Source organism: Croceicoccus esteveae (assembly GCF_031846435.1).
GTDB lineage: Bacteria > Pseudomonadota > Alphaproteobacteria > Sphingomonadales > Sphingomonadaceae > Croceicoccus > Croceicoccus esteveae.
The window spans coordinates 19,644-34,663 of record NZ_JAVRHS010000013.1 but is presented as its reverse complement, the minus strand read 5'-3'; the positions used below and the strand labels follow the sequence as shown (position 1 = coordinate 34,663).

Here is a 15,020-nt window from a genome sequence, read left to right as displayed (position 1 = left end):
AAAGGAGCGGTGGTTGACGATCAGGGTTTGCAGGCAGCAATTTCAGAGAAATCGGCGCAGAGCAGCGGATCACCCTGGCAGCAATCTTCCATCAGGAAGGCGAGCAGTTGCCGCATGCCGGCGTAATCCGCGCGGTAGCGGATCACCCGGCTCTCGCGCTGCGATGCCGCAAGGCCTGCCCTCTCAAGATTGGCAAGGTGATGCGACATCGTGGAGGATGGAACACCGCAACCCTGCGCTATCTCGCCCGCCATCAGACCATCGGGCCCAGCCTTCACCAGCATACGGAAAACTGACAGCCGTGTTTCGTGCCCAAGTGCCTGCAGGGCATCGACGGCCCAGATCTGATCGCCCTGTGTGATACGAATCTCCGGTTTCTATGAACGTATCATAGAGCGGCTTCAGACCCGCGCAATCGATAATTCGAGAAGAATCGAAATTACGGATTTCTGCTGTATATCCCGTCCGGTAGAAAATCAGTTGCCTGCCGGAATTTGCGTGTATTTAGGGCGGCAGGCTCGTCCTTTGAGGTTGATAGATTTTGCAAGAACTTAAGACGAAACAGGGCATCCGTCTCTCCTCCACCCGGTGGTCGATCATCAGCCTGCTGGTGGGCCTCGGGTTCTTCCTCGTCACGGCATATGCCGCCTACTTCAACGTGATCGGGATGCGGGAGAATGAGGCGCGTATCCGCAACACCCACGAAGTGCTCACTGCGCTTGACGAACTGATGATCGCGACGCTCGATGTGGAGAGCGGCCAGCGCGGCTACGTCATTACTGGTGAAGACGAATATCTTGAACCCTATCGAACGGGAGTGGAAGATGTTCGCCGAAGCCTCTCCTCACTTGAGATGCTGACGCAGGCCAACGAGGTTCAGGGTCAGAGTTTCGGCATACTTCGATCCGCAGTCGAGACCCGGCTCGGCCTCGCAGAACGTTCCATCCAGACTCGGCGTGATGAGGGCTTCGCAACAGCCATAGAGATGATCGACGGCGATCGGGGCCGGATCGCCATGGATGTGATCCGGCAGCAAATCGCGCAGATGAACGTCGAAGAAGCGCAGGAGCGCCAGCAGCGGGTCGAAGAGCTTGCTTCGGCTTCGCGTGCCGCGATCATCAGCGCCATCGTCACCAGCCTGATCGGCATCGCACTGACGATCGCCATCTTCATCATCGTGGCAAGAAGCAACCGAACTCGCGAGCGGCAGAGCTGGCTACAGGCTGCACAGGTGGAATTGGGCGAGGCCATGCGGGGTGAGAAGACGGTGCCCCAAGTTGCTGCCGCAGTGCTTTCGTTTCTTGCCGAAAGGACGGGCGCGAATGCCGGGGCAGTCTTCAAGGGTGAGGGCGGCACATTCAATCGGGCGGCCCTGCTCGGCGTTGCGGACAGCGCCTCCGTGCCGGAGTCATTCGGCCTGAACGAGGGCCTTCTCGGCAAGGTGGCGGCGGATGCGCGGGCAACCACGCTATCGGACATACCCGCCGGTTACCTGAAGATCGGATCGGCGCTGGGCAGCGACGCGCCGAGGCACCTCGTCGTTGCCCCCGTCTTCTACGAAGGGTTGGTCAACGCCGTTATCGAACTCGGCTTCTTCGAAGAGGTGGACGAGCGCACGCTTGAGCTGCTCGACACCGTCGCCGGCTCGATCGGCGTCGCGCTTCGCTCGGCACGCTTCCGCGAACGATTGCAGGAAATGTTGGAGGAAACCCAGCGTCAGGCGGGCGAACTGCAGGCCCAGAGCGAGGAACTGCGGGTCTCCAACGAGGAGCTGGAGGAGCAGGGCAACGCGCTGAAGGAATCCCAGGCGCGCCTTGAACTCCAACAAGTGGAGCTGGAACAGACCAACAGCCAGCTCGAAGAGCAGGCGCAGACCCTTGAAGGACAGCGCGACGAACTCAAGCGCGCTACGGCCGCCCTGCAGCTCAAGGCGCGTGAGCTGGAACAGGCGAGCCAATACAAGTCGGATTTCCTCGCCAACATGAGCCACGAGTTGCGCACACCGCTCAATTCGTTGCTGATCCTGTCCAAGCTGCTCGGAGACAACAGCGACGGCAATCTCACCGCCGACCAGGTCAAGTTCGCCCGCACGATAGAATCGTCCGGCAACGATCTGCTGAACCTCATCAACGACATCCTCGACCTGTCGAAGATCGAGGTTGGCCATGTCGAAATCGAGGCTGGCACGGTTTCGACCGACCGGCTGACCTCCGATCTGCGCAAGGTTTTCGAGCCGCTTGCACAGCAGCGCGGCCTGGAGCTCAGCATCGCACTGGAATCCGGTGCGCCGCGTTCGATCGAGACCGACCGGATGCGGCTGGAGCAGGTGCTGAAAAACCTGCTGTCCAACGCGATCAAGTTTACCGAGGACGGAAGCGTCACCCTGACCATATCGCCAGGCGAGAACGATATGGTCGACTTCGCCGTGGCCGACACCGGCATTGGCATCGACGAAGCACAGCGCGAGGCGATCTTCGAAGCCTTCCGCCAGGCGGACGGCACGATCAGCCGCAAGTTCGGCGGAACGGGACTGGGGCTGTCCATTTCGCGCGAGCTGGTCCGCCTGCTTGGCGGCAGCATCCGTCTCGAAAGCGAAAAGGGCAAGGGCAGCACCTTTATCGTCAGTGTGCCCGCCACATATGACCCCGCAATGGTTGCACCGAGGCAGCTTCCCTCTGCTGGCGAGGTAGCGACGGAGACGGCGCTCGCCCCCTCGCCCGCACCCGCCAGGCCAAAATCCGCAAAAGCGAGTGCGCCCGTGCTGGACGACGACCGCAAGGACCTTTCGGAAGACAAGCGGCTCCTGCTGGTGATCGAGGACGACACGACCTTTGCCGGTATCGTGTGCGACCTGTCGCGCGAGCTGGGCTTCCAGTGCATCATTGCCGGAACGGCGACCGAAGCCATCGAGCTTGCCCGCGAATATCGCCCGAGCGCGATCGTGCTCGATATCGGATTGCCCGATCAGTCCGGCCTGACCGTGCTCGACCGGCTGAAGCACGAGGAAGAAACGCGCCATATCCCGATCCACGTGATATCCGGGACGGACCAGAGCCAGACCGCGCTGGCGCTCGGCGCGATCGGCTTTCTCGAAAAGCCAGCCCCGCGCGAACGTTTGGCCGAAGTGCTCTCGGGCTTGCAGGAGAAACTGGCTTCGCGCGTGCGGCGCGTGCTGATCGTGGAGGATGACAAGGTCCAGCGCGAAGCGGTGGCCAGCCTGCTCGGTTCGCAGGATGTCGAGACCGTGGGTGTCGGCACCGCAGCCGAATGCCTCGAGGAATTGCGCGAAGGGCGATACGACTGCATGGTTCTTGACCTCGCACTGCCCGATGCGTCGGGCTTCTCGCTGCTCGAAACCTTGAGCGAGGATAAGGACGGGCCCCTTCCGCCGGTCATCGTCTATACCGGCCGCGACCTGTCGGCCGACGAGGAGCAGCGCCTGCGCCGCTATTCCAGTTCGATCATCATCAAGGGTGCCAAGTCGCCCGAGCGGCTGCTGGACGAGGTATCGCTGTTCCTCCATCGGGTCGTATCGGACCTTCCACCCGAACAGCGCCAGATGATCGAGAAGGCGCGCCATCGCGACGCCGCGCTGGAAGGACGGCGCATACTGATTGTCGAGGACGACGTGCGCAATGTCTACTCTCTCACCAGCATCCTCGAGCCGCGCGGTGCGCTGACGCAGATCGCGCGCAACGGCCAGGAGGCGCTCGACGCGCTCGGCGAGGCTGCGGACGATCCCGATAAGGCCATCGACCTTGTGCTGATGGACGTGATGATGCCGGTGATGGACGGCCTTACCGCCGCCCGCGCGATCCGCGCCGATGCGCGCTGGAAGAAGCTGCCGATCGTTATGCTTACTGCCAAGGCGATGCCCGACGATCAGCAAAAATGCATCGATGCAGGCGCCAATGATTACATGGCCAAGCCGATCGATGTGGACAAGCTGCTGTCGCTGGTGCGCGTATGGATGCCCCGGTGATGAGCGAAAGTATCGAGGATATCGAGATCCAGCTGCTGCTGGATGCCGTCTATCGCCATTATCACTACGATTTCCGTCATTATGCTCGGGCGTCGATCAAACGGCGGCTGCTTCAGGCCCGTAGCCAGTGGGGATACGACAGCATCTCCGATATCCAGTCGGCCGTTCTCCACGACGAGAGCATCCTCCCGAAGCTGCTGAATTTCCTCACTGTGCAGGTGAGCGAGATGTTCCGCGACCCATCCTATTTTCGTGCGCTGCGCGAAAAGGTGGTGCCGCATTTGCGCACCTATCCCTCGCTCAAGGTATGGGTCGCAGGGTGCAGCCAAGGCGAGGAGCTCTATTCCCTGGCCGTTCTTTTCGCGGAAGAGGGGCTGTTCGAACGAACGATCTTCTATGCTACCGATATCAACCCCGCTGCCCTCCGTGCGGCGCAGGCGGGCATATATCCGCTCGACCGCATCCAACTGTTCACCGAGAACCACCGCCTTTCGGGCGGGCATAGCTCGCTGTCGGACCACTACACCGCGGACTACGACCGGGCCGTGTTCAGCAAATCGCTGCGAGAACGCACTGTTTTTTCGGACCACAGCCTGGTGACCGACGCAGCCTTTGGCGAGATGCACCTGATCTCCTGTCGCAACGTGCTCATTTACTTCGATCGCGAGTTGCAGGACCGGGTCGTGGGCTTGTTCGGCGAGTCGCTCGTGCGCGGCGGTTTTCTCGGCATTGGATCGAAGGAAAGCCTGCGTTTTTCGGAACATGCGGACATGTTCGCGGAATTCGTGCGAGAGGAAAGAATCTATCGGAGGAGTTCGCAATGACCCTCCAGGCCGTCGTGATCGGCACTTCGGCTGGCGGCGTCCAGGCGCTGTCGCAGGTGCTCCCCAGGCTGCCGGCGGATTTTCCCGCCCCGGTTCTCGTGGTTGTCCATGTCCCGCCGAAGCAAAGCAATTCGCTCGTCGACCTGTTCGCCGCGAAGTGTCGGCTCCCGGTCAAAGAAGCGGAGGACAAGGAACCTCTAGCGCCCGGCACGATCTATTTCGCTCCGCCGGATTATCACCTGCTCGTCGAAGCCTGTGGAACCATCGCCCTGTCCTCGGACGAGCCTGTCAATCACTCGCGTCCGGCGATCGATGTGCTGTTCGAAAGCGCAGCCGATGCCTTTGGTCCGGGATTGGCCGGCATCGTCATGACCGGGGCAAACAGCGATGGGGCGCAGGGCCTGCGGGCCGTATACGCCGCCGATGGACAGGCCATCGTGCAAATCCCCGCCACGGCAGAAGTCGCGACCATGCCTGAGGCCGCACTGACCGCCTGTCCCGACGCGCGGACGATGGCATTGGAAAGAATTGTACCCGCTCTGGAGGCGATGATCGCGTGATGACCGATACTGTCAAATTCCTGCTGGTAGACGATCTGGAGGAGAACCTCCTTGCGCTGGAGGCGCTGCTGGCGCGTGAAGATCTTGAACTGCACAAGGCTCACAGCGGGGAGGAAGCTCTCGAACTGATGCTGGGCAACGAATATGCGCTTGCCCTGCTCGACGTGCAGATGCCTGGCATGGATGGCTTCGAATTGGCCGAAATCATGCGCGCAAACGAGCGTTCGCGGCATATTCCAATCATTTTCCTCACCGCAGGCAGCGGGGATGCGGCGCGCAAGTTCCGCGGATACGAGGCAGGCGCGGTCGACTTCATCCAGAAGCCGATCGAAGCCGACATCCTGCGATCCAAGTCGAGCGTCTTCTTCGATATGTTCATCCAGCGTCAGCAGATTATTCTGCAGCGGGACGAGTTGGCAAACTTGACCAAAGCGCTGCAAGCCGCCGACCAGCAAAAGAACCGTTTCCTGGGAGTGCTCGCCCACGAACTGCGCAACCCGCTGGCGGTGCTGGCGGCCGGGCTCAATTTCCTAGAACGTCCGAGAGAGGGTCTGGACCGCGAGACCGTCCACAAATCGATCAGGCAACACCTCGGTCACATGACCCGGCTTGTCGACGATCTGCTCGATATAAACCGTATCGAGCACGGCAAGATATCGCTGCGCAAGGAAAAGCTCTTCCTCGGCGACCTCATGCCGCAAGCACTGGAAATCGCAGGGCCGTCAATCGAGGCGAGAGGTCATGAACTTCTGGTGGATCTTCCCGAAGACCCGATCATGCTCGATGTAGATCCAGCTCGCTTTATCCAGATTGTTGGCAACATCGTCGGCAACGCGGCTCGGTATACACCCAATGGTGGCCGGATCGCTGTCACTGCTGCGAAGTTGAATGATCGCGCGACCCTGACAGTGTCGGATAACGGCGTAGGCATCCCGACCGAGCGGCAAACGCTGATTTTCGAAATGTTCGAACAATCGGATAATGGTCTCGGGATCGTCAGTGATGGACTGGGGATCGGTCTCGCACTGGTGAAACAACTCGTCGAACTGCACAGCGGGGAAATACGCCTTGTCAAGAGCGCTCCGGGAGAAGGCAGCACGTTTGAGGTATGGCTGCCACTAGCTCAGCTAGAGTGAACTCGAACGCAGCCGCTTGCGAGCGATTGAGCTCCTTTCTCCGATCATCCAGGACGAGATGCTCCCGGAATAAGAGACGCCCGCGGCAGGTATTCTCATGCATCCGGACGAAGCTCTTTGAGCGCTCGGCGCCAAGGGCGCGGACTGAAAGGATCCGCATTGAGGACGGCAGCTTTCAGGACAAAAAACCAAACCCCCGAATGACCGGAACTGGGCGCGAAGCAGTCGGCCAATCGCGCAGTTGTGGATCCGCATTAAGAAAATTTCGGCCAATCAGCCTTCGGCAAAAATAGCTTGGAAACGCCGCTGTCGGCGAGGACAGCGGGGTGAAGGAAAAAAGCCCGCGGCTGTCCTCGTCCGACAACGACGAGGAACTAGATATGAATAAGCCAAACATTCCAGCCACAAATATTGGGGGCAACCAGACCCGTGTCCTCCATCGCATCGTGCCACTGAACCAGTGGAAAGCGCCAAAAGGGGCGGGGCCGCTCCATATGAAAGTGGCCGTCCTGGATCTAGAAACGACGGGTCTTGATCCGCAATATGACGAGATTATCGAGATCGCCGTCGCACTCGTCCAGATCGATGCGCAAGGCCGGGTGACTGGGGTCGAAAGCATGCGAACGGGGCTCCAGCAACCGAGCCGGCCCATTGAGCCCTATATCGCGAAGATCACCGGGATCGATGATGCCATGGTTGCGGGCAAGCGCATCTGTGCGAACAGCGTCGCCGAATATCTAGGGCGGGCGCAAGCCTGCCTTAGCTTCAATGCGGAGTTCGACCGGAGGCATCTGGAAATGCTGTTGCCGGAAGTCGCCGAGATGCCCTGGATCTGCGCGATGCGGGACGTGCCGTGGCGGGCTCTCGGTTTCGATGGCCAAAGCCAAGGCTATTGTCTTATGCAAGCTGGAATGTTCAATCCAGTGGCACATCGCGCCGGGGATGATGTGACCGCCCTCATCAATCTTCTCGCGCATGCATGCGATGACGGTCGTACCGTGATGGCCCATGCATTGGCTGGCGCGCGATCGCCAAGCTGGCGCTTCGAAGCCAGCGATCTTCCGCATCGCCTGCAGAAGGACGCTTATCGGCGTGGCTACCGACGTTCTTACAGCGGGGTGTATCACAAGCTCGTGCGAGAGGCGGAGCACGACGCCGAGGTTGCCTGGTACCGCGAACTGGTCGGCCGGGACCCTACGATCGTCCCCGTCGACTGGGTCGAGCGCTACCGCGCCGACTGGACGTGGTCACCGGTGAACCGGAAAGTGGAAGTGGCGCACTGGCGGCGCTGATGGTGGGCCACCCGGTTGAGGGAAAAGGCTCCGGCGGACACGCCGTCATACTAAAATAAGGAACAGATTGATGAACAATACCCAAACTGGTGGGCTCGCAGCCCACCGGGCGAACGCGCTTGCCCTTCGTCTGCAAATGGGTCTGCCGGTCACCGGTACGACCAGCGCCGCAATCACATTCGGCGGTATTCAAAGCGTTACGTGGCCGATCCTCGAAGGGATCGCGCGTAAAGCCGCGGAAGACAGACAAGACGCCATATTCGCTGTCTACAGCGACGAACGCTTTCCAGACGCGCCGGCCTGGTACTTCCTTGTCTATCGCATGCTGGACAGCGTCGCCATGGTGAAGGTCCATCCGGCACACGTCGCCAAGAACGAACCGCTGGTTCTGGTGACGGACGACGGCACCCGCCAGTTCGCGGCCGACGAGCGCGGGGTGCTGCGCGAAGTGCCGGTGCAGAAGAAGGCGACGAAGCAGATGGCCCACGCCAAAGCTGCTATCCGGATCAAGGTCACTGCCGACAATCTGGATCATGTGCTGGAAAGTGGTGCTTGGGAGGCGACCACGTTCGCATTCCATGCCGACGGCACCGCAGTCGAGGTCGACAAAGCCGCGGCCTGACCGCTTCCACCAACAAGACGCAATGGGCGGCGCTTCCAACGGGGAGCGCCGCCCTTTCTCGTTCTACAGCAAGGACCATTTCCATGGCCGAAACTTCCAGGCGACATCCGCAAACCGTGTGCTCGCTCGCCATCATCCGCGACCGCAACGAATTCGCCACACGGTCGGCGATCCGATCGACCGCAATCTTCACCGTCACCCGCTGTCCGGAATCGGTGGCGCGGTTCTCTATCGATCATCGCGCCTTCGACAGGACGGCGACCCGCGCTGAAATTCTCGCCGGTGTCGCCGAACGCATCCCGGCTGGTGCAACACTGATCGCACGCGCCTCGCGCTTCCCACAGCATTATCTCCGGCATTCCTTCAATGCTGGAGGCCCCCTTCCACCGGCCGACCTGCATCTCCTGCAACGAGAACGCCCGGACCTCGATATCCTGCCGCTCCAATGTGCAAACAGCGTGCTGGAAGAGATCGCCGCTGCGTATCGGATCGAGCGGGCAGGCCCCGGTTCGAACATTCTATCGCGGTCGCGCAGGGCGCCGGATGAAGCGCAATGCCTGTGGGCGGCCTTCATGTGGTCTCAGTCTTCCCAGCACGAGCGAACTTCACTCAGCGCGGCGTGGCAAGCGTGGCGCGTCATCGAACGGGCGCGCCCCGTCGGGTTTTAGCCCCCGGAAGTGAAACGGGTTGGCGGGGTCCAACCTGAAGAAGGAAAATTACAATGCTGAAATTGACGTTCATCGATACCGAGTCCGCGTGGGACGAGTATCTCCACGAGGATTACCGCGCCATCGATGCGGCGGGGGTGGCGAAACTGGAGCGGCAAGGTCGCAAGCGCCACAACCAAGCGTGCAAACGAATATTCGCCGCTGCAGCGCTTGACCTTGTCATCAATGATGATCGCACGATGGGTATCGAAGGCCTGACCGCGTGGACGGAAAGGGAATACGGCGATGAGCAGGCTGTGGTCGAAGGTCTGCTCGACCATATCCGATATCGCCCGGATCACCGAGTTGTGACTTACGGTGGCCTCGCCGCGGAACTGCCGCTGCTGACACTATGCGCCATGGAGCATGGTCTGCTCATGCCGGACCAGCTTCGCTCGAACCATCGCGTTCGGTTCGGAGAAATGAGACCGCACATGGACCTTGCCCTCGAATTGAAGGGCCAAGGGCGGGACTGGGCGCATCTATCCGAAATCGGATTGCGGATGGGAATGCCGCGCGAGCTATTCATGGGCAAAACGGAGGTCGAATTGCCGCAAACTGCGGAAGAGTGGATCGACGTGCGCCGTCATGTCAGCTGCGATGTCGTGCTGACGGCCCTGGTGACGCTGGCTTGGCTGCGGGTGCAGGGTCGGATCAGCATCGATATGCCTGCTGCGATCTACAATCTGGCGGATTGGTTCCTGCGCCGGACTGATGATGAAGCCCGTATAGCCGCACCGCTTGCCGAATTGCGCATGCGAATGGCCGAGCAAATGGCAACGGAGTTCGATCTCGCCGCTTAGGCGCGAAGACAGGCTGCCGGTCGGACTTTCTCGGTCTGACCGGCAGGCGACCTTTCCCATACACGTTGAAAATGACGAGGCATTACTGGCGAATGGCGGTCCCGCGCGCTATTGCCAGGCTTCAAGACAAGGGGTGGATTTTGCCGATACTCGACTGGATGAGCCGCAGCGAAGACATCGTCGCCGCGGCGAAGGTGCCATACCGAATGCTGGAGGCATTACCGGAGCTTGACGGGGGCGACGGCGACCCTGCCAATATGCTCATAAAGGGCGACAACCTCGACGCGTTGAAGGCCCTGCTTCCGTTCTATGCGGGGCGCGTGAAGTGCATCTATATCGATCCGCCCTACAATACGCGTAGCGCATTTGGGCATTACGATGACAATCTCGAACACGCGAAGTGGTTGTCGATGGTATATCCGCGATTAGTACTTCTTCGTGAGTTATTGGCGGACGATGGCAGTATATGGGTGTCCATAGACGATCACGAAGGCCATTACCTGAAAGTCATATTGGACGAAATTTTCGGCCGAGCTTCGTACATCACATCTTTCGTATGGCAGAAGGTCGACAGCCCAAACGAAAATCAGAGCCGGATTACTCCGGATCATGAATACGTACACGTGTACGGGAAGGATGTCGCGGTATCTCAATTTGCGCGAAAATCTGATCTCGGATTGCTAAATGCGTATCCTGGTAAAACTGAAGACGGGCGTCGCTACCGAGACCGTCTTCTAAAAAAGAACGGCAAAGCGAGTCTTCGAACTGATCGGCCTTCAATGTATTTCGAAATTGAAGGGCCGGACGGTGAACCCGTTCTCCCTATCCATGATGATGGCCGCGAGGCCCGCTGGTCACTCGGGCGCGCGAAGGTCGAAGCGTTGGTCGCAGAAGGCCAGCTCATATGGAAGCTGAGAGAAAGGCAGGGTACCGAAGTTTGGGTGCCATATACGCGTGAATACGCCCCTGAAAATCCAACGCGGCCCCATGCTACAATCCTACTTGATGTCAAAACATCGCGCCAAGCGAAAGCACACCAAAGATCATTGCTTCCAGATGTGGACGTTTTCGACACTGTGAAGCCAGAGCAATTGATAGAGCGTATTCTCGACATTGCTTCGGAACCTCACGATCTTGTGCTCGATAGCTTTCTTGGCTCCGGCACGACGGCAGCAGTAGCCCATAAAATGGGCCGGCAATGGATCGGCATCGAAACGGGCGACCATGCTGAAACCCACTGTAAACCGCGCCTCGACAACGTGATCGATGGGGAACAGGGTGGCATTTCAGAAGCAGTCGGATGGCAAGGAGGCGGCGGGTATCGCTACTATTGCCTTGGCCCGCCAGCCTTCGACGCAACCGGCCGTATCGAGCCGGACATTGGCTTCGATGCACTCGCTGCGCACATCTGGTTCGCCGAAACCGGCCAGCCTGCCGCCCGTGGCGAGGCTGCGACCTCGCCGGTCTTGGGGCTACATGATGGCACCGCGTATGCGCTGCTCTACAACGGCATCCTCGGCGATCGGCGTCCGGAAGGCGGCAACGTCCTTACTCCGCCCATTCTCGCAGACCTGAAGGCAGAGCTTCCTGATCATGACGGCCCATGGGTAATCTATGGCGAAGCCTGCAAGGTGCCGCCGGCAAGGCTGAAGGCCGGGAACGTCACCTTCAAGCAAACCCCGTACGATGTGAAGGCGCGCTGATGCAGCTCAAGAGATATCAGGAGCGCGCCCTCGACGCCCTCGACGTCTTCCTGTCCGAGGCCGTCACCAAGCCGCACGCGATAGCCTACAATATTGCGTGTCAGGTCGGGGAACCGGGTTTCTACGCCTCCGCCTACGAACCGCTGCAGAGCCTGCCGCGCGTGCCCTATTGCTGCCTTCGCCTGCCGACCGGTGGTGGCAAGACGCTGCTCGGCGCGCATTCCGTCGGCATCGCGCACAAGCATCGTATGGACGCGCCGCAATACCCGGTTGCCCTGTGGCTGGTTCCGTCAGCGAAGATTGCCGAACAGACGCTGGGTGCGCTCAAGACGCCCGGCCATCCATATCGTGCCGCGCTGGAAAAGCCCTTCGGCGGCGCTGTCCGCGTCCTCGGTATCGAAGAGCGACGCCAGATCACGCCGCAGGACGTCGCCACCATGGCGCACGTGATCGTCGCAACGGTCCAGTCCTTCCGCATCGCGCAGGCGGAGCAGCGCAACGTCTACAAGGACGACGAAAATTTCGAGGCGTTCTTCAAGGGCAGGGCGCTTCCGGACGGCCTGATGCGCAATCCCGCCACCGCGGAGAAGCGCCCGGGCGAAATCAGCTGGTCATTCGCCAATGTCATGCGGGTGGTGCGACCCGTGATGATCGTCGACGAGGCGCACAACTTCGTCACCGGCCTGTCCGAAGAGACGGGCGCGCGCCTCGATCCCTCGGCCATTATCGAGTTCACCGCGACGCCGTTGCAGTCGAACGTCATCGTGTCCGCCACCGCCGATGAGCTGAAGGCGGAGCAGATGATTAAACTGCCGATCCACCTGACGCAGCACACCGGGTGGGAATCCGCGATCATCCACGCGCTGCAGCAGCGCGCCGGTCTCGATCGCATTGCAACGGAAGCGAATGAGCCGATCCGTCCCATCGCGCTTTACCAGGCACAGGCGCGCACCGAAGGCGCGGAAGCCACGGTGGATGTCGTGAAGGCCAAGCTGATCGAGCATGGCATAGCCGAGGATGCCATAGCAGTCGCGACGGGCGACCAGCGCGAGCTTGACGGGATCGATCTGTTCGCCCCGGACTGCAAGATCGAGCATGTCATCACGGTCGAAGCGCTGCGCGAAGGGTGGGACTGCTCTTTCGCCTACGTGTTCTGCTCGGTGGCCAATATCCAATCCGCAACGGCGGTGGAGCAATTGCTGGGCCGCGTGCTGCGCATGCCTTTCGCGAAGCGCCGCCCAGTGGAAGAGCTCAATCGCGCCTACGCCCATGTGACGGGTATCGGCTTTCACGCCGCCGCCAACAAACTCAAGGACACGCTGGTCGCGATGGGTTTCGACGAGCGCACGGCGCGCGATGAGATTATCGCCCAGCGAGCTGCCGATGCAGCTGCCGCGGTGCTGCCGATGCCAGGGCGTTCACCGCTTCCGCCGGTGTCGCTTCCCTCCGCCCCGGATGTCGCTGCGATGCCGTTGGAAGTGCGTGATGCCCTGACCATTGTCGGTGAGGGCGAGGGGGTTTCTGTTGTTATCGACCCGGAAGCGAGTGACGAAGTCCTCGACCAGATCGGCGCGATCCTCGCTCCTCTGGCCGGCGACAACGACCCCAGCGCATCAATTGCTGCGCACAAAGAGCGCCGCCAAGCCGCCGCGACGCCTTCTCAGCGCGGCGAAAGCTTCACCATTCCGGGCATGGTGCTCGAGCAGTATGGCGAACTCGACCTGGTCGAGCCCACGACCCTGCTCGATCTCGCCGGATGGACGCTGGACGGTGTCGATCCGTCACTGCCCGGTTTTGCGCTGTCCGAGGCGCCTGACGTCGTGACCGTGGACGTCGCCGATGGACAGGTTCGGATAAGCCGCGAAGCGTCGCAGCAAATTCTCCAGCTTGAAGACGAAACCGCATGGACTGCGGCCGACCTTTCGCGCTGGCTGGATCGGACGACATCGCAGATGGACATCTCGCAGCCGGTATTCCTCGAATACTGCCGGAGGGTGGTGGTCAATCTGGTGGACAGCGAGGGCGTATCCCTCGCAGCCTTGGTGCGGGCGAAGGATGTGCTGCGGCGCGCCATCGCGGACCGCGTGAAGCAGCTCCGTGCCGAAGCCGGGCAAACCGGCATGCAGATGCTGCTCGGCGACATTGCGCCGTCGCTTGGCCTTGGCGAAAACGCATTCCGGTTCGAAGAAGGCCGGTACCAACCCCCGCGGCCCTATTCAGGCAATCACACCTGGAAGAAGCACTTCTATCCTCGCCCTGACGACCTGCGCGACGGCGGCGAGGAGTTTCGCTGCGCTGTCGCACTCGATGATCATCCGGGTGTAAAAAACTGGGTGCGGAATATTGTCCGCGGAGCGCATTCGTACTGGCTTCCTACTTCCACGGACCGGTTTTATCCGGATTTCGTCGCGGAATTGACCGATGGCCGTATGCTCGTCCTCGAATACAAGGGGGCGCATTTGGCGAATAACGAAGACACCGCCGAAAAGGCGAACATCGGCGCTCGCCTCGAAGAGATCAGTGGCGGCAACATCGTGTTCTGGATGGCCGAAAAGGCGAAGGATGCGGATTTTCAGACGCGCCTCGACGAGAAGATTGGGTACGGTGAATGAAGCTCAACCGCAAGCAAATCCACGCCCGCGCTCTTGAAATCCTTGAGGAAGAAGAAGGCGGTATCCGCTGGGGCGAATTGCTGAAGCGCATCCATGCCGATGCGCCGGAAACGCCACAGAACAGCATCCATGGCGCGATCCAGGTCCTCTTCCAGGCGAACGACCAGATCATCAAGGTCGCCCGTGGGACGTATCAGCTTGAAAAATACGTCTCCGCGCAATCCAGCGACGCTCAGGCTGAAGACGCGGCCACGGCGTCCTTACTGGTAAAGGCGAACGGACAGACCCAGATTACCGAGCAGGATTTTTACGACAGCTTCGCCGAGTGGCTCGAGGAAAACGACGAGGCCACTGTTGCCACCGCACTCGGCGGGAGCAGCTTCGGCGGCAAATGGGGCACGCCGGATGTCATCGGCGTCCTGAAACCCCGCGCGCAGGACATCTTCAAATTCGAACCGCAAATCGTCACCGCCGAGATCAAGGCGGTGCCGGGGCAACCGGTGGTCGCGTTCGGACAGGCCGTCGCGTACCGGCTATTCAGCCACAAGAGCTATATCGTTGTGCCCAACAGCACGAGCAGCGACGATATGAACCGGCTCAAATCCCTGTGCAGCATCCACGGGGTAGGGCTGGTGACCTTCACGCTGAACGTCGACCAACCGGATTACGTGGTAGTCGTTCTTCCTGCTGTTGCGTCACCGGATATGTTCTACGTGAACACCATGCTGGACAGGCTGAAATCCAGCGAGCCAGCCCTGCTCAACAAACTGTTCTAGCCA

12 protein-coding genes are annotated in these 15,020 nt (G+C 60.5%); 11 read left to right on the top strand and 1 reads right to left on the bottom strand.

Annotated elements, in window-relative coordinates; all coding sequences use genetic code 11:
• Positions 1–20 precede the first annotated feature (20 nt).
• The gene (locus tag RM533_RS12205) at positions 21–326 is read right to left on the bottom strand and encodes an ArsR/SmtB family transcription factor (RefSeq protein WP_311341535.1); all 306 of its coding nucleotides are present in this window, start codon (positions 324–326) and stop codon (positions 21–23) included.
• Positions 327–538: 212 nt separating this feature from the next.
• Here RM533_RS12205 and RM533_RS12200 point away from each other — a divergent pair, with 212 nt between their 5' ends.
• From RM533_RS12200 to RM533_RS12150, 11 genes are all read left to right on the top strand, one after another.
• A complete protein-coding gene (locus RM533_RS12200) occupies positions 539–3,982 on the top strand; it encodes a response regulator (protein ID WP_432265075.1) in 3,444 nt (1,147 codons plus the stop codon).
• Positions 3,982–4,806, top strand: coding sequence for a CheR family methyltransferase (locus RM533_RS12195; protein WP_432265074.1), 825 nt, complete (start codon positions 3,982–3,984; stop codon positions 4,804–4,806). The genes RM533_RS12200 and RM533_RS12195 overlap by 1 nt, the downstream gene beginning before the upstream one ends.
• Entirely contained in the window at positions 4,803–5,366 is a 564-nt protein-coding gene (locus RM533_RS12190) for a chemotaxis protein CheB (protein WP_311341504.1), read from the top strand. The genes RM533_RS12195 and RM533_RS12190 overlap by 4 nt, the downstream gene beginning before the upstream one ends.
• Complete coding sequence (locus RM533_RS12185) at positions 5,366–6,502, top strand: hybrid sensor histidine kinase/response regulator (protein ID WP_311341503.1); 1,137 nt, start codon at positions 5,366–5,368, stop codon at positions 6,500–6,502. The genes RM533_RS12190 and RM533_RS12185 overlap by 1 nt, the downstream gene beginning before the upstream one ends.
• Before the next feature lie 326 nt (positions 6,503–6,828).
• Positions 6,829–7,794 carry an exonuclease domain-containing protein gene (locus tag RM533_RS12180; protein ID WP_311341502.1) on the top strand — a complete coding sequence of 322 codons (966 nt, stop codon included), beginning with the start codon at positions 6,829–6,831 and terminating at the stop codon, positions 7,792–7,794.
• Positions 7,795–7,930: 136 nt separating this feature from the next.
• On the top strand, positions 7,931–8,416 hold the full coding sequence (locus tag RM533_RS12175) for a hypothetical protein (protein ID WP_311341501.1): 486 nt from the start codon (positions 7,931–7,933) through the stop codon (positions 8,414–8,416).
• A gap of 83 nt (positions 8,417–8,499) precedes the next feature.
• Entirely contained in the window at positions 8,500–9,084 is a 585-nt protein-coding gene (locus RM533_RS12170) for a hypothetical protein (RefSeq protein ID WP_311341500.1), read from the top strand.
• A 53-nt stretch (positions 9,085–9,137) separates the two neighbouring features.
• Positions 9,138–9,926 carry a hypothetical protein gene (locus tag RM533_RS12165; protein ID WP_311341499.1) on the top strand — a complete coding sequence of 263 codons (789 nt, stop codon included), beginning with the start codon at positions 9,138–9,140 and terminating at the stop codon, positions 9,924–9,926.
• A 92-nt stretch (positions 9,927–10,018) separates the two neighbouring features.
• Complete coding sequence (locus RM533_RS12160) at positions 10,019–11,629, top strand: site-specific DNA-methyltransferase (protein ID WP_311341498.1); 1,611 nt, start codon at positions 10,019–10,021, stop codon at positions 11,627–11,629.
• Positions 11,629–14,241, top strand: a complete 2,613-nt coding sequence (locus RM533_RS12155; protein ID WP_311341497.1) for a DEAD/DEAH box helicase — start codon at positions 11,629–11,631, stop codon at positions 14,239–14,241. Before RM533_RS12160 ends, RM533_RS12155 begins: the two co-directional genes overlap by 1 nt.
• Positions 14,238–15,017, top strand: coding sequence for a hypothetical protein (locus RM533_RS12150; protein ID WP_311341496.1), 780 nt, complete (start codon positions 14,238–14,240; stop codon positions 15,015–15,017). Before RM533_RS12155 ends, RM533_RS12150 begins: the two co-directional genes overlap by 4 nt.
• Positions 15,018–15,020: the final 3 nt, after the last annotated feature.